Below are 24,865 nucleotides of genomic sequence, written 5' to 3'. Positions count from 1 at the left end.
TAACCTACATTTCCCAATTGTTTGTTAAATATTTCATAGGATTTTGTTAATGACTTCTTTAGGTCTTGCAATTACCGCTTTGTTATTTTTAACCACTATGGGTCTTTCAATCAGTTTAGGATGTAAAAGTAATGCATCAATTATTTCGTTGTCTGTTAGGTTTTTACCTTTGTAGTTTTCTATCCAAATATTTTCCTTGGTTCTTACTAATTCAAGAGGTGTAATTCCTAATTTATTAATTACACTAATTAGTTCTTCTTTTGTAAACGGTTCCTCTAAATATTTTCTAATTTGGAAGGGTTCATTTAACGTTTCAATTTCGCATAAACCTTCTCTAGATTTGGTACATCTTGGGTTGTGATAAATTGTAATCATGATTGTATTTTTTTCTACAAAGAAAATGATATTATATTTTGTTACAAAATATGTAACTTTAACCCAATAATAACAAAGAAAGTAATATGTTTCTAGCGCAAGTTAAAAAGTTTAAAGCACATCCCATATTGTATTTTATTTTACCCATGGGTTTATTGGGATTGATGGTAATAAATTATCTATTTAGTATGGGAGTGGATACCAATGATGTCATTCGTCAAACTATATCACAAATAGGCGTAAACGGAACATTTATTTTAATGATTTCGCCATTATCTATTGGTCTTTTTGTTGTATGGTTTTGGGTAAAGATTGTGCAAAGACAATCGATTACTAGTTTAACGACTTCTCGAAATAAAGTCGATTTTAAACGTATATTGTTTTCTTTTTTTCTTTGGACAACTATTACAGTAATACTAACTTTTGTGGCTTATTATGCCCAGCCAGAAAATTTTGTATTCAATTTTAAACCAGAGAAGTTTTTTGTTTTTTTGGTTTTGGCTCTTATTTTAATTCCTTTACAAACCAGTTTTGAAGAGTATCTTTTTAGAGGCAATTTAATGCAAGGTTTAGCTGTGGTAACTAAAAACCGATTGATTTCTTTATTAATTCCAGCTGTTTTATTTGGGTTGATGCATATTGCGAATCCTGAAGTAGGAAAAATAGGTCCTATCATCATGATATATTATATTGGTACAGGTCTTTTTCTTGGAATTATGACAATTATGGATGAAGGTCTAGAGTTGGCTTTAGGTTTTCATGCTGCAAATAATCTAATTGGAGCTTTGTTAGTCACGGCAGATTGGACTGCTTTTCAAACGCATTCTATTTTTAAAGATATTTCTGAACCTTCTGGTTCTTTTGAAATAATCTTGCCTATCTTTGTTATATTCCCCATTTTATTATTCCTATTTTCTAAAGTCTACAAATGGACTAACTGGAAAGAGAAGTTAACAGGTACTATAGATTTAAATGAACTGTAAGATGGAAAATACTTTATTATTGGATCAAATAACACACAAGAATGTGCATAATCGATTTAAATTAAATGGCTATCATTTAAATTATGAAGATTTATGTCGTGTAGTGTATAGTTTTATAAAAGAAGGAGAAGACTATGAAAAACATATTGGTAGTTTTTTATTAGAATGGTTAGATGATAATTCCTATATTGAAGTAGAAACTTCTGGAACTACTGGTGTGCCAAAAATTATTCGTTTAGAAAAAAGAGCCATGATTCAATCCGCTCTTGCCACAGGAGATTTTTTTAATTTAGATCCAGGAGACACAGCATTATTGTGTTTGTCAGCTAAATATATAGCTGGGAAAATGATGTTAGTAAGAGCCTTAATACTTGGTTTAGAATTAGATATTACTACTGTAGATGGCAATCCTTTATTGAATAATGATAAAGTGTATGATTTTGCTGCTATGGTTCCTTTGCAAGTGGAAAATTCTTTGGAAAAATTAAGACATATAAAAAAGATAATTATTGGAGGCGCACCTGTTTCTAAAGCCTTAGCTGAAAAGTTAAAAAAGAAAAAAATAAATGCTTTTGAAACCTATGGAATGACAGAAACGATAACTCATGTAGCGGCTAGGAAAATAGGAACCGAAACATTTAAAACCTTACCTAATATTTCAATTTCTAAAGACGATAGAGATTGTTTAGTTATTCAAGCACCTAAAATTTTAGCTGATCCAATTGTTACAAATGATATTGTTACCCTTGTAAATGAAAAAGAGTTTATATGGTTAGGTCGTTTTGATAGTGTAATAAATAGTGGTGGTATAAAATTATTTCCTGAGCAAATTGAAATCAAATTGCAAAGTTTTATTAAGGAACGCTTTTTTATTGCCAGTGAGTCTGATGAAAAACTTGGCCAGAAAGTAATATTGGTGATTGAATCTAAAGAGAAAAGTATTCCTGATACTGTTTTTGATAACTTAAACAAATTTGAAAAACCCAAAGCGATTTATTTTATTCCAAAATTTGTAACAACAGAAACAGGAAAACTCAACCGAATAGAAACCTTAAAAATGATAAAGCAGAATTAGTTTATTAGTTTGCATTTGTAGTAATAAAAAAATGGTTTTTTAATACTTTGATGTCACTATAGTCTTTGATAAATTCTCCTGCTTTTTGCCATTCATTGGTTGCATTTAAACGCACTTTTTTATCACCTATCATTATATCTACAGGCATAACAAAATGGAGTTCTTCTGTTACCCAACGGTATTGAAATTGTTTTTTATACCCTTTAATTTCTAATTTAGGAATAGTAGTATAATTTAAATATTGATTGAAAATTGGAGTTAAATTTCGACCTGTTTCTTTATTGAAGAAATCGATTACGGTTTTTGTGTCTATAATCTTCTTTTTAAAAGTGTTAGAATATTTTAATAAAATAGACCACCATTTGTTATCATTATCTACCACATGACGTAAAGTATTTAGAAGTAAAGCTCCTTTATAGTACATGTCTCCACTTCCTTCATTATTTACGCCAAACTGACCAATAATAGGTTTGTCATTTTGTACATTCTTAGATTGACCATTAATGTATTTCATTGCGGCTTCATAGCCTTTTTGACATTCAATAAAAACAGTCTCGCTATAAGTTGTAAAACCTTCATGTATCCACATGTCGGCAATGTCTTTACTGGTCACACTATTTCCAAACCATTCATGACCAGTTTCATGAATAATAATAAAATCAAAATTCATTCCTTCACCTGTTCCAGACAAGTCTCTACCCAAATATCCCTTTTTGTATTTATTACCATACGCGACAGCACTTTGGTGTTCCATACCTAAATAAGGCGTTTCTACTAATTTATAACCATCTTCCCAAAAGGGATATTGTCCAAATTTTTCCTGAAAACAAGCCATCATTGGTTTAACATCTGCATCAAAATGAGCGATGGCTTTGTCTTTATTTTCTCTTAAAACATAGTAGTCTAAGTCTAAGTTTTCAATTTCATCATGAATGTGAATATAATCGGCAATATTAACGGTAATGGTGTAGTTGTTGATTGGGTTTTTAACTTCCCAATCCCAACGAGTATAATCATTTCCAACCGCTTCTTTTTTGATAAAACGACCATTGGATACGTTCATTAAACCATTGGGTACAGCCACTTTAATAGAAGCACCTAAATCGGGTTCGTCTGTTTGTGAATCTTTTACAGGATACCATAAACTAGCACCAGTACCTTGTACAGCCACTGCAATAAACGGTTTGTCATTACTGTCTTTCTTAAATACAAATCCGCCATCCCAAGGAGCATTTTTAGCGATTTTAGGATTTCCAGAATAGTAAAAACGTACTTTTTCAGTGGTGTTTTTTGTTAATTCATTGGGGAAACTTACAAAAACAGCATCATAATCTCTTTTGTAAGTTAGTTTTTTATTATTCCATACAATAGAATCCACTTTCATGTTATCAAATAAATCCAATTGTATTTTCTTAGTAGATTCCACTACTTTAAAAGTAATGTCGTTATAGCCCACTATACTTTTTTCGTCTGGGTTTATTTTAATATTCAAATCATAGCGTTGCACATCAAAGCAATTTCTTTCAAAACGGAGTCCTCCATGCAAAGAGTCTCTGCGAGTAAAGTTTTGTGCTGTGGTGTTTTGGTAAACCAATAAAAATAAGCTTATGATAAGTAGATTTTTCATTTTTTCTTGATAGGTTGTAGTGTAAGTAGCAGTGTAATTAAAATTCTGCTTCTTCAAAAATAGTAATATTTTCTTTTAAAATAGGATGCCAAAATGTTATTTCTTCTGCGTGTAAATGCAATCTGTTGGATTTAGTACCATATAAATCATCGCCAATGATAGGACAATTTAACCCTAAACGATGTGAAGCATGTACCCGTAATTGATGGGTACGTCCAGAAATAGGGAAGAAGTGAATGCGCGTTTTTCCTTCTTTTCGTTCGATAACTTTGTATTTGGTTTGCGCGGGTTTTCCATGCTCATAACACACCAATTGATTGGGTCTATTGTCTAAATCTACACGTAGCGGCAAATCAATATACCCTTCATCGGTAGCTACAATACCATCCAAAAGTGCGACATATCTTTTTTGAACCGTACGTTTGATAAATTGCGATTGTAATTCTTTATAGACGGCTTCTGATTTCGCAATTAAAAGTAAGCCAGAAGTAGACATATCTAAACGATGCACAATTAAAGGACCAGTAGCTTCTGGATATAACTCTTTTACTCTTTGGTATACCGAATCTTTTACATTTTTTCCAGGAACTGAAAGAAATTCAGCGGGTTTATTGATTACTGCTAAATACGTATCCTCAAAAACGACTTCTATCTCTTTTCCTTCGGCAGGATTTTCTAAAAAAGGGTTGTCATCCATAACAATGCCTTCTAGCATATGTTCCAAAATAGGTTCGCATTTGCTTCTACAAGCAGGATAAAACTGTTGGTGTTTGCGTACTTCCGATTTTGGAGATTGACCCCACCAAAATTCAGCCATAGCGATAGGCGTTAAATCATTTTCAAAAGCATATTGTAATAATTTTGGAGCCGCACATTCCCCTGAACCTGCTGGCGGATTATTATCGAATATTGCACCAATACTTTTTAGTTTTTTGTTTTGATTTAGAAAGGCATATTGATCAAATAATTGCTGTTGTAATTCACCCGATTTTTGTTTACGAAGCTCTTTCAATTCTGTAATTTTATCTGAAAAAACTTGCATTTCCTTTTTAGCATCTTCTAACTGATAATTCCAGTATTTGGTCATTTTTTTGAGTAAAATACTTTCTTTTTTGCTTTCTTCAGAAAGTTCATGCTCAAATGCTTCAATTTCAGTTGGAGTAGCGTTTGTAGCAAAATTTTGTCTCTTTATATCTCTAGCCATTTTTAAATCCTTGATTCTTTCTTTTTGATTTTGAAGATCCTCAGTTGCTTTTTTTTGGGTCGTAGCCCAATGTTCCTTAGCGAAAAGATAGTTGTTGTCTTTTTTTAAACTTTCAATTTCTCGATTGATAGCATTTAAAACTTCTTCTTCTTTTTTGAAAAAACCATCTTGTTGTAGCATGTCAAAAACAGGTGGTACAAAATAGTTGAGATGATTATTTTCGGCCAATTTTCCTGAAAAAGCCCATAAATACCCTAAATTTCCTGCTTTATCTTGACAGACCAAAACCCCAAACATTTTTCCAATGACTAAACCCGTTTGGTCCTCTTGTAATCCAAAATTATGTTCAAAATCAGTTTGAGAAGTTAAATATTCTTGCAACTCTTTTGCAGCTAGAATACTCAATTCATGCGGTTCGTAATAAAAAGGAAACGTAAATTTTGCTGGTAAAGAAATACCAGAAATATTAGTTTTGAAAGGTTGAAATTTATTAAATAGCATATATTTGAGTTGTCATGCTGAACTTGTTTCAGCATCTTAAAAAGATCCCGAATCAAGTTCGGGATGACAAAATTATAATTTAAACCTGAATCACCCCTAAATTAAACGGTTTTTCAATAGGAGCGTGGTTGGCTGCTTCAATACCCATGGAAATCCAGGTACGAGTGTCTAAAGGATCAATAATGGCATCGGTCCATAAACGCGCGGCTGCATAATAAGGCGATACTTGAGCATCGTAACGCGCTTTAATTTTATCAAATAATTCTTGTTCCACTTTTTCATCTACAATTTTACCTTGTTTTTTAAGGGAAGCGGCTTCAATTTGCAGCAACACTTTGGCAGCTTGAGCACCACCCATTACCGCTAGTTCAGCACTTGGCCATGCAAAAATTAAACGTGGATCATAAGCTTTTCCGCACATGGCGTAATTACCAGCACCATATGAATTACCAACGACCACTGTAAATTTGGGTACCACCGAATTCGAAACTGCATTTACCATTTTGGCACCATCTTTAATAATACCACCATGTTCTGATTTACTTCCTACCATAAAACCCGTTACATCTTGTAAAAAGACTAAAGGAATTTTCTTTTGATTGCAATTGGCAATAAAACGAGTGGCTTTATCAGCAGAATCGGAATAGATTACGCCACCAAACTGCATCTCACTTGGTTTTGTTTTCGCACCAGTGGTTTTTACTATTTTACGTTGGTTAGCCACAATACCTACAGCCCAACCGTCGATACGAGCATAACCAGTAATGATAGTTTGGCCGTAACCGGCTTTGTATTCATCAAACTCAGAATTATCTACTAAACGATTGATGATTTCCATCATATCGTATTGTTCGTTACGTGCTTTGGGTAAAATACCATATATTTCCTTAGGATCAAGAGCTGGTTTTTCAGGTTTTATACGATTGAAACCTGCTTTTTCAAAATCGCCCATTTTGCCTACCACACTTTTAATTCGGTCTAAAGCAGCAGCATCGTCTTTCGCTTTAAAATCGGTCACACCCGAAATTTCACAGTGTGTAGTGGCACCACCTAAAGTTTCATTGTCTATGCTTTCTCCAATGGCTGCTTTTACTAAGTAACTTCCCGCAAGGAAAATACTACCTGTTTTATCTACAATTAAAGCTTCATCACTCATGATAGGTAAATAGGCACCACCTGCCACGCAACTTCCCATTACAGCAGCGATTTGCGTAATTCCCATACTGCTCATGATAGCGTTATTACGAAAAATACGACCGAAGTGTTCTTTATCTGGAAAGATTTCGTCTTGCATGGGTAAATACACCCCAGCAGAATCTACTAAATAAATGATGGGTAATCTATTTTCAATGGCAATTTCTTGCGCTCTTAAATTCTTTTTACCAGTTATTGGGAACCAAGCACCCGCTTTAACAGTGGCATCATTTGCCACCACGATGCATTGTTTTCCTTGGATATAACCTATTTTAACCACCACACCACCAGAAGGACAACCCCCATGTTCTTCATACATACCATCACCTACAAAAGCACCTATTTCGATGCTTTTTGCTTTATCATCTAATAAATAATCGATACGTTCACGAGCGGTCATTTTACCTTCTTCATGTAATTTATCGATACGTTTTTGGCCACCGCCTAATTTTACTTTGGCAAAGCGTTGTTTTAAATCGGAAAGGAGTAATTTATTATGGTCTTCGTTTTTATTGAACTGTAAATCCATGGGTGTTTTGTTGTTGTTTTTTTATTGGTTCGCTAAAGTACGAAAAGAAAAGTTGAAAGTCAAAAGTCAAAAGTCAAAAGTCGAAAGTCGAAAGTCGAAATTTGAAAATCTAAAGAAGCTTATTATTTTGGATATTTTTTCTTTTAAGCTTTCAACTTCATTAATAAATCGTTTTGAATTTGCAATACTTTTATGGTTTCTTTTAAAGCTTCGATTTCTTCTTTTTTATGTTCTTTGACTGTAAAAGTGGTGGGTAATTGATTCGCTATATCCTGAAAAAAATTATGTTGTAAAGCATGGCATAATTCAATTAAAATACCTGTTTGAATACTACTGTTTTGGGTATATTTTAAAATAGAAACTGCGTCTCTATGGATTTCTTTTCCTAATGCCGACTTATTAATCTTATTTTTTGAGATAAAATCCTTCAATAATTTACCTGTATCGATATTATTTTTACCTTTTTTCATCTATTTATTTACTTTTATACTCTATTTTAATACTAAAGATAATAAAAAATGCATCTTTATATCGTTTAAGTTCAAAAAGAGTTTGGTATTTAACAAATTTTAATCTATTAAGTGATTGAAAATCATTTGTATTAATAGAGTTTTTAATTCCCATGTTATAACTTAATAATGCTTTTGGATAGTCATTTTGTATAAAATATAATAGACCTTCTGAATAATAGTATAAATTATTAAGATTTGATGTAGGATATTTTTTTAGAATTGATTGTGCTTTATCAAGATATTGTTTTCCTTCTTTTATTTTTTTCATATAAAAACAATTCTCTGCAGCAATTGAATTTAACTCAATTGTAGATTCTTTAAAAACTGGAGATTTTTTTGTTACGTTAGAAAAATTTTTATTCGCTTTCTTAAAATATTCATCTGCTTTACTTCGTTCTTCATTATTCATTAGGGCTATACCAATATGTTTTTCAACTTCTCCAATTAATTCATCATTTTGCGATTTATATGCGATTGGAATTGCATCTTCAACAAGAATTCTTAACGATTCCTTTTCATTATCTTCCATCCTATTAATTATGGAAAGATTTTGCAAAATTATTACTTGTAATTCATAACTTTCTTTTATCTTAAATTTCTTGATTTTTTGTAGAGTAGAAATAATACTATTTTTATATGACTTAACATCTCCATTAACTAAATATTTCAGTGAAAAATAATATTGTGATGATGCTTTTAAGTATTGACTTTTGGAAATATTTTTTTTGCCTATTTTCAAATATTCATAAAAATGCTGGATATCTCCATTCCTTCTATACAAATCAGCTAGTTTAAAGCTATTTAAACATTTTATACTATCAACCGATGAAGATTGTATTAAAATTGTTAAACTATCTATAAAATGCTTATCATCATTTAGAGTATTAAATCTCTGCGCATTAATTGAAATAATAAAAGCATTCGCTAGTATAAAATAAAATATCTTTCTCATACCAATTATTTAGAGTATAAAAATATAAAAATGAATTTGTTAATTGAATTCTTATTTGATTTTACCTGAAATCAGGTAGTTAATATTACCTATTGTAAAGTATTGTATTCTAGTTAGGTTGTAAATATTTTTGAAACCAGAAAGTAATTCTAATCATTACATTTTTTAATTCGTAAAAACAAAATAAAATCTTTATATGAAAACACTAAAAAAAATGGCTCTTATTACAGTTATTGTTTCATTTTTCTTTTCTTGCAGTAAAGAGGATAGTTCATCTTCTTCTGGAAATTCCTATCCAAAACAAGTTTCTATAACTTATAAAGTAACTAGTACCACAACTAACGCTGCTACTTTAGTCCAATATAAAAATGAAACAGGAGGAAATACTGATGTTCCTAATCCTGTCTTACCCTATACAAAAACATTGACAAAAACGGTAAATGCAGGAGATGTTTTAACGCTAGGCTATGGAACCAATACGATACAGACAGTTAAAATTGAAATTCAAGTAAACGATGAAATTGTTAAATCTCAAGAATTTACTTCTACTTCAGGTGCAATTGTTTATTCCTTTCAGTAATGTGTTTTTTCTTTTGCATCAAGACTAATAATAATTTTTGTTATTTCAATAGTAATTATAAAGTTTCAAGAACTTAAAAACTTTGGTTATATTTGAAAATAAAACATTGATTAAAAAAGTACCAATCAAAGTTACATTTCTTACTGAACCTAGTTTATTTCCAAATTATCAGATAGAAAAGTATTCAAGTTTTGAAGAAATCTTGCAAGTATATAGAATATAAAAAAAATAATTTTAATAAAACGATATTACTAACGATTGATGATTTAAATCACGCTGAATATACTAGTTCTCATGCAGAAATGTTTTATGAATTGGACGAAATTGAAGGGTATGATATTTCAGAAATTGATAATAAAACATTTGAAAATAAGAAACAGATTGGTCATCTTTCAATTCCAACTGAATTTTTTATTGGAATCGAAAACTTTAAAAAGAAGATTATAAATAGCAACTTTACAGACGTTTGTGATAAAGACTTGCAAATTGAACAATATGAAATAGATATATTAGAAAAAATTAACGGAAATCCTTTTTTATATTATGATAAAAAATGTATAATAAAAAATTATTCCAGTGAAAGATTCTTACATGGCTTTTGCTGGTTTTCCAAATGGCTATTTTTCTTGAGTTTTAGACCCATTTAAAAACTATGCTTTAGGAAAATATTTATATGATAAATATACTTATGAGTTGTTTGGTATTGCTGCTTCACTGTTAGGTTTTATAAGAGAAAAACCATTAGAGGAAAATCAAGTAGATGAATTGGCTTTAGATTTAAGTTTACTTTATAATTTGAAAAAAGAAACAAAGAATATTAGAAAAATCATTCCGTTAAACACTAACTATTTATTCATAAAATATACAGAAACAATGGAATATTTTTTAGTTATTCTTATCTACTTACAATTCTTTTTGTTACAAAATTTTCAAAGAAAGAATCTCTGTAAACATTACCAATCGGAATTTCATTCTTACCTATATAAACGGTGTTGTTATCGACAGATTCAATGGATTTTGAGTTTATTATATATGATTTACTTACTCTAACAAATAATTTTTTAGGTAAATAATCACTTATTGTTTTAATATTCATAGCCGTGATAATTTTTTGACTTTCTGTATGAATTACTACATAATCTTTTAATCCTTCAATATATTGAATATCATTAAAATAGACTTTAAACATTTTTCTATCTGCTTTTACAAAAAAATATTCTTCAGTAAAATTTTCAATGGCATTATTGCTTAACTCAGAATCAAATAATTTTGAATAGGTTAAAGCTTTATCAATTGCTTTTTTAAAACGCTCAAATTTAACAGGCTTTATTAAATAATCTATAGCATCTACTTCATAACTATCTAATGCAAATTCTGAAAAAGCCGTCGTAAAAATTACAAAAGTTTCTTTATTAATTGTTCTAGCAAATTCAATTCCATTTACCCCAGGCATTTGAATATCAAGAAAAATTAAGTGTACAGTGTTAAATTCTATATACTTGCTTGCCGAAAGAGCACTATTGAATGAACCCATTAAATTAAGTTCACCATATTGTTCTATTAGCATTTGCATGGCTTCTCTTGCTAAAGGCTCATCATCTACAATTATACAATTCATAATTTTATAGTTAAAGTTACTTGAAATAAATCATTACTTTCTACAATTCTTAATTGATGAGAAGAACCATATAATAGTTCCAATCTTCTTTTAATATTTGTTAATCCTAAACCACCTGTTTTTGTAACCGCTTTGAGCAAAGGCTTAGAATTTTCACATTTAAAGTAAAGTTCGTTATTTTGAACATTAAAATACAAATTTACAAAAGAAGATTTAGAGGTATCATTATTATGTTTAACAGCATTTTCTACAAATGAAATGAAAAGTAGTGGAGGTATTTGAATACCATTTAATTCTCCTTCTTTTGAAATTAAAAAATCAAAATTATCCCTTCTAACTTTTTCCAAATTTAAAAAGTCTTCTAAAAAATGAATGTCAGAAGTTAATAAAACTTTATTTCTAGCGCTATCATATAATTGATAACGCAGTAAGTCACTCAGTTTCATTAATACTTGCGATGCTTTATCTGGATCTTTTTTTGTTAATACATTGGCATTATTTAACATGTTAAACAGAAAATGAGGATTTATCTGATTTTTTAATTGTTCTAATTCGGCATTTGTTTTAGCTTGCTTTAATTCACTTATTAGCTGAATATTTGATACCCATTTTTGAAATAATTTTACAGACGCTGAAGCTGCAATTACCACTATTATTACAAATGAAAATGAAAAAAGGTTTATATCTTGTTGAGAACTATTCAGAAGAACCTCTTCAGTATAAATATATCTGCTACTCCTATGAATCAAAGTGGCAATAATAATTATTGCAGCAATTGATAAAGTATATTTTATATAAAGATTTTTGAATAAAAATTTCGGTACTAAAAAATACATGTTTCCATACACTAATAATAAAAACATTACAATAGAAATGATTCTACTATAAGTTTCATAAGGTTCTATATACTCAGCTTCGCTATTAAAAAGAGCTAAACAAAAGAAGATGATGAGTAAAAAATGTCTGTAAATCCTATACTTTTTTAAGTTTAAAAATTGAAATATAAAGTTTTCATTCATAAAGAGTAGAGTTATATCAAGTTTTTTGTATTTGAAATACAAATTTAGAGGATCGTGTTAAAGATAATTTTAATTTATACAAAATAACCAACTTATTATACCAAACTTTAATAATAAACGGATCACTCAACTTTTTTTATGTAGATAACAAATAGGTAATTTGGTATAAAAGATAATTCATTTGGTATAAAAGAAATAATTTGAAATATCTAAAAACATAGTTTAGCTGAAAAATAAGTCAAAATCTAATTCGGTTAAATATGAAAGACAAAGTCAAGGTGTGTTTATTATTCTTTTTTGCTTTTCTACTACAATCAAATGCTCAGGAAAAAGTAACTTTAAGTGGTACGATTTCCGATATTGAAAACAATGAAACATTGTTAGGTGTTAGCATTTACATCAAGGAACTTAATACAGGTACAACGACTAATAATTACGGTTTTTATTCCATTACAATTCCTAAAGGTATCTATACTATTTTTATAACTTACATGGGCTATGGAACAGTCGAAGAGAAAATAGTATTAAATCAGAGTGTGCAAAAGAACTATAGTATGGTTTATAAGAGCACAAGTCTTGATGAAGTTGTAATTACTGCTAATGTAAATAAAACAAATATCAAAAAAGCAGAAATGAGTGTTAACAAACTATCAATTGCAACCATTAAAAAAATGCCTGCAGTTATGGGTGAAGTTGATGTTATAAAATCAGTGTTGCAATTACCAGGTGTTACAAACGCACAAGAAGGAGCAACAGGATTTAATGTAAGAGGAGGTTCAGTTGATGGAAATTTAGTTTTATTAGATGAAGCTACAATTTACAATACTTCCCATCTATTTGGTTTTTTCTCTGTATTTAATTCAGATGTAATAAAAGATTTAAGATTATATAAAGGTGGAATTCCAGCAAATTTTGGAGGTAGAATATCCTCAGTGATGGATATTTATCAAAAAGAAGGAAATAGTAATGATTATCATGTTAGTGGTGGGATTGGATTGATTTCAAGTAGATTACTTATTGAAGGTCCAATTGTAAAAGAGAAAAGCTCTTTTGTTGTTGCTGGGCGAGGAACTTATGGTCATTTATTTTTAAAATTAGCAGATGAACCAAACTCGGCCTATTTCTACGATATTAATACAAAGTTTAATTATAAATTCAATGATAAAGATAATGTTTTTGTTTCGGGTTATTTAGGATATGATAAAATGAATTTTAATGATCAATTCATCAATAACTATGGAAATAGCTTTATAAACCTAAGATGGAATCATATATTTTCAGATAAATTATTTTCAAATGCATCATTGATTTATAGTGATTATGATTATGGATTAAAATTAAGATTTGTAGGGATAGATTGGAAATCGGAAGTTAAAAACTATAATTTTAAATACGATTTCAAGCATTACTTGTCGAATAAATTAACTTTAAGTTATGGAGTAAATTCTATAAAATACAATTTTAATCCTGGAACAATAAATCCAATTGATGAAACTTCAAGTATCAATCCTGACCAAATAGCAAAAAAATATGCTTTTGAAAATGCTTTATATGTAAGTGCTGAACATAAGTTATCTGAAAAGCTATCAATAAATTACGGTTTGAGATATAGCAATTTTCAACGTTTAGGAGAAGATGAAATTAGTACATATGCAAACAATCAGGCAGTAATATTTAATACTGATTATCAAATTTATGAAGAAGCGACTCCAACAGGTTCAATAAAATATGGTAAAAATAAAAAAATAGCAAGTTTTAATAATTTAGAACCTCGATTTGCTGTTTCATACGCTATAAATGATGACCAATCAATTAAAGCCAGTTATAACCGAATGAGTCAATACATACATCTAATTTCTAACACTGCTTCAGTTTCTCCATTAGATATTTGGGCACCAAGTGATAATTTTTTAAAACCTGAAATTGGGGATCAAGTTGCTTTAGGATATTTTAGAAACTTCAAAAATGGTGATTATTCATTAGAAGTAGAAACATTCTATAAAAAAATTAAAAATAAGGCAGATTATATTGATGGAGCTGAATTGATTGCTAACAAAAACATTGAGAGAGTTTTATTAAATGGTGAAGCAAGAGCTTACGGTTTAGAAATAATGGCTAAGAAAAATACTGGCAAACTTACAGGTTGGTTATCTTATACCTTATCAAGAGCTGAACAAAGAACACCTGGTAGAACTGCTTTTGAACCGGGTATAAATAATGGTGAATGGTATCGTGCTAATTATGATAAAACGCATAATCTTTCAATAACAGGGGCTTATCAACTTACTAAAAAATGGTCGTTTGGGGGAATTTTCACTTATCAGACAGGTAAAGCTGCAACTTTCCCAAATGGTAAATATCAATATCAAGGAATTAGTGTTGCAAATTATGGAACTAGAAATGACGATTCATTGGCAGCCTATCATCACTTAGATTTATCGGCTACATATATTCCAAAACCAGAGAAAAAGAAAGGATGGCAAAGCGAATGGGTTTTTAGTGTTTACAATGTATATGCTAGAGACAATGCAGCAGCTTACAACTTTGGTCAAAATATGACCACAGGTTTAAGTGAAGCTAAGAAAATGTCCATTTTTGGTATTATTCCAAGTATAACGTACAATTTTAAATTCTAAGCAAATGAAAAAAATAATTAAAATTTTAGCAGTAACAGTAATGTTTTTTTTAGCTTCTTGTGAAGAAGTTATTCACGTTGATTTAGAAACCGTTGAACCACGCTTGGTAATAGATGCATCTATTGATTGTGTTAAAGGTAGTACGGGCAATGAACAAAAAATTAGATTATCAACTACAACGGGATATTATGATACTACTTTCCCGATAGTTTCTGGTGCTATTATAACAATAGAGAATTCTTCCAATGTAGTTTTTGATTTTATAGAAACGCCAGGCACAGGTGAATATGTTTGTAATAATTTTCAACCAGTAATTGGTGAAACTTATACTTTGACAATTTTATTAAATGGAGAGGTTTATATTGCAAGTGAGACGTTAATTGCTTCTCCAGTCTTATTAGATGAAATTAATCAAAATAATGCTGGTGGCTTTGGTGGTGATGAAGTAGAAATTACTAGTTATTATCAAGATGACGGTAATCAGCAGAATTATTATTTATACAGTCACAAATCTAATAGAGTTGCTTTTCCACAATATCAAGTTGAAAATGATGAAAATGTACAAGGAAACGAAATAACCATGATTTATTCTAACAAAGATTTGGTTGCAGGAGATGTTTTAGAGATTAAGCTTTATGGTATTTCAAAAAGATATTATGATTATTTCAATAAAATTCTATTAGCTTCAGGTAATGATGATAGCCCTTTCCCAACTACACCAGCTGCAGTTAGAGGAAATATAGTAAATCAAACTAATTTCAACAATTATGCTTTCGGCTATTTTAGATTATCGGAAGTAGATATTAAAAGCTACGCTATACAATAAGTTTTCTCATATATTAAATTAATCTGATGTTAGAAAGAGAGCTGAATCTTGCTTGACAAATTCAGCTTTTCTGTAAACAATAACTTAATCATTTAATTCAATTGAAAATGAATTAGAAATACTTATATAATTTAAAAATAGATTAAGATGGAAACAAAGCCAAGTGTTTATCAATTTAATATTAGTTATTTGTCAGATTATCAGTTATATTGGTTGAATTATGAATTGTCAACGAGATGTTCAAAAACTGAATTAGAAGTCATAAGAAGGGAACATAACTTATGTAAATTAATTATACATAAATCTATGTTATCTTTAAATGATATTCAATTAATATTAAAAGAGAACCAGATCGTTTTCGAATTGACTAATGAAAGAAATATATAATGATTTTAAGAAAATAAAATGTAAATAAAAATGTTTTGTTAATTGATGAAACCAAATTTAACAAATTAAATTTAACAAAACAAAATAGAAAAACTAGATTTTCCGAATAAAAATGATCTAAAAATCAACAATTTAATAATTTTTTTTGATTGCAATAAAAAATATATTTCCCTTGCTATGACTGATTATATAAGGTTTTAGACTTTTTATTTAACAAAATAATAGCATTTAAGTCATAATGAATTTACATTTAATCGATTATTTTGTTGCTTTAATCGATTATTTGTTTTATATTAGCAATCAAACTAAAACTCTGACTATGAATGCTCTACAAAAAAGTAATTTAATCATCAAAAACTTGAGATGCAAAGTTTTTGGGCATAAGTTAATCACTACCAAAGACATAACACCTTACATCAAAGAATACAAATGCAAATGTTGTGGTTTAGAATTGACCAATAACTATAGAGGGGTAAAAAGCATTTTAACACCTGAATTAAAAGATGTAAATATTACGGTAATGGATTTTTACCATAGAAGACATCAACGTCAAACAGCATAAGTAAAATTACTACAATTAATCTTTACAAAATTGAGTAGGATTGCTCAATACTTATTTACGCTTAATGATTTAAAAAATCATTAAGAATGCTTGTGAAAATTACTGCTAGTTAACCCCTTTTAAGTAATTTTTGATTTATAATACATTACTTTTAGTTATTTTATTTTGCTAAAATTAATATTATCCTAACCAACCTTCTCTATCTAAACTTCGATATTGTATGGCTTCAGCTATATGATGTGATTGAATAGCAATTGATTTATCTAAATCAGCAATTGTTCTAGAAACTTTTAAAATTCTATCATAAGCTCTAGCGGATAAATTTAAACGTTCCATTGCAGTTTTTAATAATGCCAAAGAGTTTTCATCTAACGCACAATATTCTCTAATTAATTTACTACTTAGTTGCGCGTTATAATGTATGTTCTTATATTCTTTAAACCGATCAGATTGAATTTCTCTTGCTTTAGTGACTCTTTCTCTTATAATTGCACTACTTTCAGATTTGCGTGTATCGGATAATTTTTCAAAAGGAACGGGTGTCACTTCAATATGAATGTCAATACGATCTAATAAAGGACCAGAAATTTTACTCAAATAGCGTTGCATTTCCATAGGTGTGCTAGACACTGGTGCATTGGGATCATTAAAATAACCACCAGGACTTGGATTCATACTGGCTACTAACATAAATGATGAGGGATAAGTAATGGTAAATTTTGCTCTTGAAATGGTCACTTCTCTATCTTCTAACGGTTGACGCATTACTTCTAATACTTCTCTTTTAAATTCTGGGAGTTCATCCAAAAACAAAACCCCATTATGCGCTAATGAAATCTCTCCAGGTTGCGGATAACTTCCGCCTCCAACTAGTGAAACTGAACTTGCAGAATGGTGTGGACTACGAAAAGGCCGTTGTGTAAGCAATCCAGTTTCTTTTACTTTTCCAGCTACCGAATGTATTTTAGTTGTTTCTAATGCTTCTTGCATGGTCATAGGAGGTAAGATGCTTGGGAGTCTTTTGGCTAACATGGTTTTCCCTGATCCGGGTGGACCAATAAGAATAATATTATGACCACCAGCAGCCGCTATTTCCATACACCTTTTGATGCTTTCTTGCCCTTTAACATCAGAAAAATCAAATTCAGGAAAATCTAATGTTTTAGCAAATTCTTCTTGACAATCAATTACTGTTGGTAATAAATTATCTTTTCCATCAAAAAAATCTATGACCTGTAAAACATTTTCAACACCATATACATCAATACCATCAACAACTGCTGCTTCTTTTACATTTTGTATGGGCAAAATAACGCCTTTAAATCCTTCTTCTTTTGCCTTAATCGCAATTGACAAAGCCCCTTTTATAGGTTGCAAACCACCATCGAGTGATAATTCACCCATAATGATGTAATTGGTAATGAAATCGGTTTTAATTTGAGCAGATGCGGCTAAAATGCCTACAGCTAATGTTAAATCATAGGCAGAACCTTCCTTACGCAAATCGGCAGGAGCCATATTGATGGTAATTTTCTTTCCAGGTAACGAATAGTTGTTGTTTTTAAGCGCGGCAGCTATACGATAGCTACTCTCTTTAATGGCAGAATCAGGTAATCCTACCAAGTGGTAGCCTATTCCTTTATCAATATTGACCTCTACGGTAATGGTGGTAGCTTCGACACCGAAAACGGCACTACCGAATACTTTTACTAACATGGCTTGTACTTTTAAAAATGGGCTTATATAAGTACAAATATAGGAAAGTTTTTAATTTATACACATGCTATTTTAAGACTTAAATATTATTAAAATTATAGGTATAAGGAATATTTTAGTGAACCTCATTTTATCTAACTTATAATTAAAACTCCAATCCAGTTTTGAATCTATATTAGTTAAAAACATACAATAAAAACCTTATATAAGTCTTTAATTAGCTATTTTTGTGTAATAAATAGCATACTTATTAAAAAAGACTCTCTATTTTCAGAAAAGTAGAGTATATAAATACTAAACTCTTTTATGACTATTAATTGTAAGGGTAATTTAATCGATTTATCTGTCCCAAAAGTAATGGGTATCTTGAATGCCACACCCGATTCTTTTTATGATGGTGGAAAATATAAAAGTGAAATAGCGATCTTAAATCAGGTCGAAAAAATGATTACTGAAGGGGCTACTTTTATAGATATAGGTGCTTATTCTAGTAAACCGGGTGCTGAATTTGTTTCTGAGGAGGAAGAATTAAACCGATTATTGCCTGTTATCGATTTAATTTTGTCTAAATTTCCTGAAATATTACTTTCTATAGATACTTTTAGAAGCAAGGTTGCTAAACAAGCTATTTTACATGGAGCAAGTTTAATTAACGATATCTCTGCAGGGTTACTCGATGATAAAATGTTGGAAACTGTGGCTTCTTTACAAGTACCATATGTGATGATGCATATGAAAGGAACACCCAAAACGATGCAAGGTTTTGCACACTATGAAAACATATGCAAAGAAATGATGTTCTATTTTTCTGAACGAATGGAAAAGGCGAGACAATTGAATATTAATGATCTTATTATTGATCCTGGATTTGGGTTTGCTAAAACACTAGATCAAAATTATGAAATTATGAAATATTTGAATTATTTTCATTTTTTAGAGTTACCTATTTTAGTAGGTATATCAAGAAAATCGATGCTTTATAAATTATTAGACACACAACCAGAACAAGCTTTAAATGGAACTACTGCGTTGCATATGATTGCTTTACAAAAGGGTACTTCTATTTTAAGGGTACATGATGTGAAAGAAGCTGTAGAATGTGTTACGATTTTTGAAAAATTAAAGAATTTTTAATTTAAAATTTATATAATGAAATTAAGATTACACAAGTTAGGGCTGTTTTTAGTATTGCCTATTTTATTTTCTTGTAAAAAAGAAGATGTGTTGTTGCCGTTAAGTGATGTGTCTGTAATGAAAACCATAGAGGATCATTCGCCTATTTACTTTTTTTATGAAGTTAATGATACAGATACTTTAGCTAATATTAATACAAAGAATAGTATTAGTACTACCAATTGGATTTTTAATATAGATAAACGATTAACTTTAGATTTGATTATTCCTGAGATAAAGCTTCTGCAACATAAAAAGAAAAATTCGAGCCATACAAATGAAGCGGCTATAAATGTATTTTCTTATTCTGATAGTATTACTAAAAGTTTAGCTTTTTTACCCTTTACTGATGTTCAATATAAATTTGATAAGGATTTTTCAAAGTTTTTTATAAAAGAACATAGCGATTTATATTTCAATTATTTTAATCTTACTATAAATTTTAATAAAGAAAACAAAATAACTGTGGATGGTAATGAAGTGGAAAGAGCAGAATTTATAGCGTTTATAAAAGATTTTACTGATTTTATGAGCGAAGGAAAAGCTACTATTATTCATTTGAATTTTGACAAACGCTTAACTTATGGAGAATATATACAAAATAAAACGCTAGCTTGGCAACTTACATCAGAAAAAATACAATTATCTTCTTACGAATTTATTTATGATGAAGAAAAATTGCCAGAATGTGGTTGTAAATTGTAAAAAAAAAGAGGCTGTCCAAAAGTACAACCTTGTCAAGCTGAACTAGTTTCAGCTTCTATAAATAATTATTTGATTTTCAACTATTATTAGATTCCGAAATCGAATTAAATAAATTCGGAATGACAAATTAAGACTTTTTCGACAATCTCTTTTTTATATATAATTTAATCTGTTTTTATTTGAATTCAGACATTACATCATCTCCTTTTTTCTTTCCATTTCCTTTTCCATTAGTTGCTTTTTTTTCAAATAATTTATCTATTTGACTTAAAGTAAAGGCTTTAGAAACACCAGTAACTTCGTTATTCTTATTTTTACTCATGAATTGTACAAAAGTACGATCTAAGTTTTTAGAATAATGTAACCATACAAATTGATTAGGTAATTCTAATTTAATGTCTAATAATGGATCTGCATTAAAACCAGAAACAATAATTTCTTGCAATTTAGCAAAATCATTATCTAAATCTTTGAAGGAGAAAGATCTTGTGTTAGCTTCTTCCTCATTTTCTACATTTTTGTAAAAAAAAGTATATTCATTCCCTTCATTTTGAATGAACATATCATTTTGTCCAATAGATCCTAATCGTACAATAGGAGTAGTTTCAATTACTTTAATTTGGGCAAATGCAATACAATTAGCGATTAATGCAAGGGCAATAATGACTTTTTTCATAACTTATCTAGTTTAGGTTAAGTGTTATTTATTTTGGCTAAATATATGTTAAAAAATAATACTAGCAAAAAAAAAATGATGTAAATGGTTATTATTAATTATTTGTCAATAATTTGTAAGAAATAAAAGATAACTCTTTACAATAGAAAAAAATTATTGATGGTGATAGGGTTCGTTTCTTAAAATAGTAAATCCTCTATAAATTTGTTCGATAACAAATAAGCGTACCATTTGATGGGAAAATGTCATTTCTGATAAAGAAACTTTTCCTACGGCTTGTTTGTAAACAGTTTCACTAAAGCCATACGGGCCACCAATCACAAATATTAAAGTTTTAATACCTGCATTCATTTTCTTTTGTAAAAACTCAGAAAAACCAACGCTTGAAAATGTCTTTCCATTTTCGTCTAAAAGAATCAAATGATCAGTTGCTGTAATTTTGGAAAGAATCAATTCGCCTTCTTTTTCTTTTTGTTGGGCTTCACTTAAATTCTTTACGTTTTTTATATCGGGAATAATTTCTAAATCAAATTTTACATAAAAACCTAAACGCTTGGTGTACTCATCCATTAAAGCTTGTAAGTTTTTATTATCCGTTTTTCCTATGGTTAGTAATTTGATGTTCATGAAAGCAATTTGTCAATGTGATAATTTGTCAATTCGAAAAGTATTAAATTCCAAATGAATAATATTACTTTTTTATTTTTATTATTTATTTTGGAGCATTTATACCAAAACTAAAATATTTATTTTTGGTTAAATTTATTCCACCATGAAAATAATTACTACCTCCTCCTGCAACTCTACACCATTTTGTCTCCCAACTATTATTCCTAATATTATCCTCATTAATTCCTAATACAAATACAGTTTTATCTCCATTTTTATCGATTGAAGCACAAAATTGTCTTTTATATTTTCTTAAATCGATTTCAAACTCTTCTTCATAAGGATTAACATTTTCTTTACTCTTTTTGTTTAATTCTTTTATTGCTTGTGACAAAAGTTCTTCTGTTTGTGAAACCTCTTTTTTTGTTAAATCAAATGAGTTTTTTTCAATCTCATCGCAAACTAGCGCTATATAATTTTTTCTTTCAGAGTTTTGTATTAATTTTTCAGATAAATCTTCTTTTGATTTATTACAACTAACTAAAAAGAATAAAAAATATAAGAAAATTATATGGGTTTTCATAAGAATTAATATTTATTATAAATTACAACTTCTCCTTTAAATATTTCCCAGTCACTGAATTCTTATTTTTTGCCACTTCTTCAGGTGTACCAAAAGCAATTAATTCACCACCGTTTTCCCCACCTTCCGGACCAATGTCAATGATATAATCGGCACATTTTATCAAATCCAAATTGTGTTCAATAACAATAATGGAATGTCCTTTTTCAATTAAGGCTTCAAAGGATTGTAATAATTTTTTAATATCATGAAAATGTAAACCCGTTGTTGGTTCGTCAAAAACAAATAAGGCTTTGTCTTTAATCGTTCCTTTGACTAAAAAGGAAGCCAGTTTGATACGTTGTGCTTCTCCACCTGACAAGGTAGATGAAGATTGTCCTAATTGGACATAGCCTAAACCAACATCCTGTAAAGGTTGTAATTTTTGAGTAATTTTAGTTTGTTTATGAAGATTAAAGAATGCTACAGCATCATCAATAGTCATGGTTAAAATGTCATCGATGTTTTTACCTTCAAATGTAACTTCTAGAATCTCTTTTTTAAATCGTTTTCCATTACAAGTTTCACATTCTAGGTGTACATCTGCCATAAATTGCATTTCAATGGTTACTTCGCCATCTCCTTTACAAGTTTCACAACGTCCACCATCTACGTTAAATGAAAAATGTTTGGCTTGATAGCCTCTTAGTTTGGAAACATTTTGTTTGGCAAACAAATCTCGAATATCATCATAGGCCTTAATATAAGTAACTGGATTGGAACGAGAACTGCGACCAATAGGATTTTGATCGACATATTCAATGTGTTTAATGTTAGTGAAACTACCGCTTATTTCTGTAAATTGTCCGGGTTTTTCACTCACGCCTTCTAATTTTTTTTGTACAGCAGGAAATAAAATTTTCTTAACCAAAGTACTTTTTCCACTTCCAGATACACCTGTTATAACCGTAAGACAATCTAGAGGAAAAGTAAAATTCTGATTTTTTAGATTGTTTTCTCGTGCTCCAATAATATCGATATGATTTTTAAACTTTCTTCTTTTTTGAGGTACAGCAATTTCTTCCTTACCATTTAAATATTTAGCTGTTAAAGATTCCGATTGTAATATTTCTTCATACGTACCTTGAGCCACTAATTCTCCTCCAAAAGTGCCCGCTTCTGGACCAATATCTATAATCATATCGGCTGCTTTCATGATATCTTCATCATGTTCTACAACAATTACAGTATTGCCTAAATCACGAAGGTTTTTCAATACGTCGATTAAACGTTCAGTATCTTTTGGATGTAAACCTATACTTGGCTCATCTAAAATATACATCGAACCTACTAAGCTACTTCCTAAAGAGGTAGCCAAATTAATACGTTGTGATTCTCCTCCAGAAAGAGAAGCGGAATTTCGATTTAATGTCAAATAGCTTAATCCTACATTCGCTAGAAAGCCTAAACGATTATTAATCTCAATTAAGAGACGTTTGGCCACTTTAGTATCGTATTCATTAAGTTCTAGTTTTTTGAAAAATTCGATTAAATTAACAATCGGTAAATCTACTAATTCGGTAATCGTATGATTGGCAATTTTAATATTATTGGCTTCAGGACGCAATCTTTTGCCTTTACACAATGTACATTTGGTTTTACCTCTATAACGAGATAATAAAACGCGATTTTGAATTTTATAATTTTTTTCTTCTAATTCGCTGAAGAAATCATGTAAGCCCGTAAAGTATTTATTTCCGTCCCAAATAAGTTGTTTTTGTTCTTTGGTTAACTCAAAAAAGGATTTATGAATTGGGAAATCAAATTTATAGGCATTGTTTACTAATTGATCTCGATACCAACTCATACTTTCTCCTCTCCATGGAAAAATAGCATTTTCATAGACAGAAAGTGCGGTATTTGGAATTACTAAATCTTCATCAATACCAATAATATTTCCATAACCTTCGCATTTTGGACAAGCTCCATAAGGATTGTTAAAACTAAACAAATGGACATTAGGCTCTAAAAAAGTAATTCCATCCAATTCAAAATTGGAACTATAATGAAATCTTTTATGAGTTTCAACTTCTTGTAAGTAACATTCTCCTTTACCTTCATAAAAAGCAGTTTGAATAGCATCAGCTAATCGATTGTAGAATTCTTCTTCTTCTTTTACAATGATACGATCAATAATCAAAAATATTTCATTTTCTGAGGTCACTTCGAGCGAAGTCGAGAATTCATCCAAACGAATCATTTCATTATTAACCAAAATACGAGCAAATCCTTGTTGAAGCAATACTTTTAATTTGTCTTCCAATGCTCTTCCTTTTTCTAAATGTATAGGAGCTAAAAGCAACCATTTCGAATTTAATTTAAAAGACTTTACTTCTTGAATAACGTCTGAAACCGTATCTTTTTTAACTTCTTTTCCAGATATAGGAGAATACGTTTTACCTACTCTGGCATAAAGAAGTTTTAAATAATCGTATATTTCAGTTGATGTTCCAACAGTTGAACGCGCATTGGTGGTATTAACCTTTTGTTCAATAGCAATGGCAGGTGCAATACCTTTTATATATTCAACTTTTGGTTTGTCTAAACGACCTAAAAATTGTCTCGCGTAGGAAGATAAACTTTCAACATAACGTCTTTGACCTTCTGCATATAGTGTGTCAAATGCTAAACTAGATTTACCAGATCCAGACAGTCCAGTTATGACTACAAGTTTGTTTCTAGGAATAGCTACATCTATATCTTTAAGGTTATGTAATTGAGCACCTTTTATTAAAATATTTTTTTTTGCTTCTAGTTTAGAAAAGTCGGTTTTTATCATAATAA

At 29.8% G+C, this 24,865-nt stretch carries 23 protein-coding genes; 10 read left to right on the top strand and 13 right to left on the bottom strand.

What is annotated here, in order from left to right:
• Positions 1 to 33: 33 nt before the first annotated feature.
• Positions 34 to 375 carry an arsenate reductase (glutaredoxin) gene (gene arsC, locus HALO113_RS02930; RefSeq protein WP_159777597.1) on the bottom strand — a complete coding sequence of 114 codons (342 nt, stop codon included), beginning with the start codon at positions 373 to 375 and terminating at the stop codon, positions 34 to 36.
• 86 nt (positions 376 to 461) lie between these two features.
• Between arsC and HALO113_RS02925 the strand changes: the two genes are divergently transcribed.
• Both HALO113_RS02925 and HALO113_RS02920 read left to right on the top strand, forming a co-directional pair.
• Positions 462 to 1,358 carry a CPBP family intramembrane glutamic endopeptidase gene (locus HALO113_RS02925; RefSeq protein ID WP_159777596.1) on the top strand — a complete coding sequence of 299 codons (897 nt, stop codon included), beginning with the start codon at positions 462 to 464 and terminating at the stop codon, positions 1,356 to 1,358.
• Between the two features lies 1 nt (position 1,359).
• On the top strand, positions 1,360 to 2,433 hold the full coding sequence (locus tag HALO113_RS02920) for an AMP-binding protein (RefSeq protein ID WP_236554582.1): 1,074 nt from the start codon (positions 1,360 to 1,362) through the stop codon (positions 2,431 to 2,433).
• A gap of 4 nt (positions 2,434 to 2,437) precedes the next feature.
• On the opposite strand, the gene HALO113_RS02915 is transcribed toward HALO113_RS02920, so the two are convergent.
• From HALO113_RS02915 to HALO113_RS02895, 5 genes are all read right to left on the bottom strand, one after another.
• Positions 2,438 to 4,060, bottom strand: a complete 1,623-nt coding sequence (locus tag HALO113_RS02915; protein ID WP_159779544.1) for a M1 family metallopeptidase — start codon at positions 4,058 to 4,060, stop codon at positions 2,438 to 2,440.
• Between the two features lie 37 nt (positions 4,061 to 4,097).
• Positions 4,098 to 5,765: a pseudouridine synthase gene (locus HALO113_RS02910; RefSeq protein ID WP_159777595.1), complete on the bottom strand. Its 1,668-nt coding sequence runs from the start codon at positions 5,763 to 5,765 to the stop codon at positions 4,098 to 4,100.
• Between the two features lie 79 nt (positions 5,766 to 5,844).
• Complete coding sequence (locus HALO113_RS02905) at positions 5,845 to 7,488, bottom strand: acyl-CoA carboxylase subunit beta (protein ID WP_159777594.1); 1,644 nt, start codon at positions 7,486 to 7,488, stop codon at positions 5,845 to 5,847.
• Between the two features lie 143 nt (positions 7,489 to 7,631).
• Positions 7,632 to 7,958 (bottom strand): hypothetical protein, encoded by a 327-nt coding sequence (locus tag HALO113_RS02900; protein ID WP_159777593.1) that lies wholly within the window; start codon positions 7,956 to 7,958, stop codon positions 7,632 to 7,634.
• 4 nt (positions 7,959 to 7,962) lie between these two features.
• Positions 7,963 to 8,952 (bottom strand): hypothetical protein, encoded by a 990-nt coding sequence (locus HALO113_RS02895; protein WP_159777592.1) that lies wholly within the window; start codon positions 8,950 to 8,952, stop codon positions 7,963 to 7,965.
• Positions 8,953 to 9,148: 196 nt separating this feature from the next.
• Between HALO113_RS02895 and HALO113_RS02890 the strand changes: the two genes are divergently transcribed.
• The gene (locus HALO113_RS02890) at positions 9,149 to 9,532 is read left to right on the top strand and encodes a hypothetical protein (RefSeq protein ID WP_159777591.1); all 384 of its coding nucleotides are present in this window, start codon (positions 9,149 to 9,151) and stop codon (positions 9,530 to 9,532) included.
• Positions 9,533 to 9,723: 191 nt separating this feature from the next.
• Positions 9,724 to 10,179: a hypothetical protein gene (locus HALO113_RS02885; protein WP_159777590.1), complete on the top strand. Its 456-nt coding sequence runs from the start codon at positions 9,724 to 9,726 to the stop codon at positions 10,177 to 10,179.
• A 248-nt stretch (positions 10,180 to 10,427) separates the two neighbouring features.
• On the opposite strand, the gene HALO113_RS02880 is transcribed toward HALO113_RS02885, so the two are convergent.
• The gene (locus HALO113_RS02880; protein WP_159777589.1) at positions 10,428 to 11,150 is read right to left on the bottom strand and encodes a LytTR family DNA-binding domain-containing protein; all 723 of its coding nucleotides are present in this window, start codon (positions 11,148 to 11,150) and stop codon (positions 10,428 to 10,430) included.
• Positions 11,147 to 12,169: a sensor histidine kinase gene (locus HALO113_RS02875; RefSeq protein ID WP_159777588.1), complete on the bottom strand. Its 1,023-nt coding sequence runs from the start codon at positions 12,167 to 12,169 to the stop codon at positions 11,147 to 11,149. The genes HALO113_RS02880 and HALO113_RS02875 overlap by 4 nt, the downstream gene beginning before the upstream one ends.
• A 260-nt stretch (positions 12,170 to 12,429) precedes the next feature.
• Between HALO113_RS02875 and HALO113_RS02870 the strand changes: the two genes are divergently transcribed.
• The 4 genes from HALO113_RS02870 (at position 12,430) to HALO113_RS02855 (ending at position 16,580) form a co-directional block, all read left to right on the top strand.
• A complete protein-coding gene (locus tag HALO113_RS02870) occupies positions 12,430 to 14,805 on the top strand; it encodes a TonB-dependent receptor (RefSeq protein WP_159777587.1) in 2,376 nt (791 codons plus the stop codon).
• Between the two features lie 4 nt (positions 14,806 to 14,809).
• Complete coding sequence (locus HALO113_RS02865; RefSeq protein WP_159777586.1) at positions 14,810 to 15,631, top strand: DUF4249 domain-containing protein; 822 nt, start codon at positions 14,810 to 14,812, stop codon at positions 15,629 to 15,631.
• Positions 15,632 to 15,778: 147 nt separating this feature from the next.
• On the top strand, positions 15,779 to 16,018 hold the full coding sequence (locus tag HALO113_RS02860; RefSeq protein ID WP_159777585.1) for a hypothetical protein: 240 nt from the start codon (positions 15,779 to 15,781) through the stop codon (positions 16,016 to 16,018).
• A gap of 319 nt (positions 16,019 to 16,337) precedes the next feature.
• Entirely contained in the window at positions 16,338 to 16,580 is a 243-nt protein-coding gene (locus tag HALO113_RS02855; RefSeq protein ID WP_159777584.1) for a hypothetical protein, read from the top strand.
• 180 nt (positions 16,581 to 16,760) lie between these two features.
• On the opposite strand, the gene HALO113_RS02850 is transcribed toward HALO113_RS02855, so the two are convergent.
• Positions 16,761 to 18,296: a YifB family Mg chelatase-like AAA ATPase gene (locus HALO113_RS02850; RefSeq protein WP_159777583.1), complete on the bottom strand. Its 1,536-nt coding sequence runs from the start codon at positions 18,294 to 18,296 to the stop codon at positions 16,761 to 16,763.
• Positions 18,297 to 18,602: 306 nt separating this feature from the next.
• Here HALO113_RS02850 and folP point away from each other — a divergent pair, with 306 nt between their 5' ends.
• Complete coding sequence (gene folP, locus HALO113_RS02845) at positions 18,603 to 19,430, top strand: dihydropteroate synthase (protein WP_159777582.1); 828 nt, start codon at positions 18,603 to 18,605, stop codon at positions 19,428 to 19,430.
• 15 nt (positions 19,431 to 19,445) lie between these two features.
• Positions 19,446 to 20,174 carry a hypothetical protein gene (locus HALO113_RS02840; protein WP_201297560.1) on the top strand — a complete coding sequence of 243 codons (729 nt, stop codon included), beginning with the start codon at positions 19,446 to 19,448 and terminating at the stop codon, positions 20,172 to 20,174.
• Positions 20,175 to 20,349: 175 nt separating this feature from the next.
• On the opposite strand, the gene HALO113_RS02835 is transcribed toward HALO113_RS02840, so the two are convergent.
• From HALO113_RS02835 to uvrA, 4 genes are all read right to left on the bottom strand, one after another.
• Entirely contained in the window at positions 20,350 to 20,850 is a 501-nt protein-coding gene (locus HALO113_RS02835; protein ID WP_201297558.1) for a hypothetical protein, read from the bottom strand.
• Positions 20,851 to 21,003: 153 nt separating this feature from the next.
• Positions 21,004 to 21,477, bottom strand: coding sequence for a 23S rRNA (pseudouridine(1915)-N(3))-methyltransferase RlmH (gene rlmH / locus HALO113_RS02830; protein ID WP_159777581.1), 474 nt, complete (start codon positions 21,475 to 21,477; stop codon positions 21,004 to 21,006).
• Positions 21,478 to 21,562: 85 nt separating this feature from the next.
• Positions 21,563 to 22,042 (bottom strand): hypothetical protein, encoded by a 480-nt coding sequence (locus HALO113_RS02825; protein ID WP_159777580.1) that lies wholly within the window; start codon positions 22,040 to 22,042, stop codon positions 21,563 to 21,565.
• Between the two features lie 22 nt (positions 22,043 to 22,064).
• The gene (uvrA, locus tag HALO113_RS02820) at positions 22,065 to 24,860 is read right to left on the bottom strand and encodes an excinuclease ABC subunit UvrA (RefSeq protein WP_159777579.1); all 2,796 of its coding nucleotides are present in this window, start codon (positions 24,858 to 24,860) and stop codon (positions 22,065 to 22,067) included.
• Positions 24,861 to 24,865 lie beyond the last annotated feature (5 nt).

It is taken from the genome of Flavobacterium sp. 9AF (assembly GCF_902506265.1).
Taxonomy (GTDB): Bacteria; Bacteroidota; Bacteroidia; order Flavobacteriales; family Flavobacteriaceae; genus Flavobacterium.
This window is presented reverse-complemented; position numbering and strand designations above follow the sequence as displayed.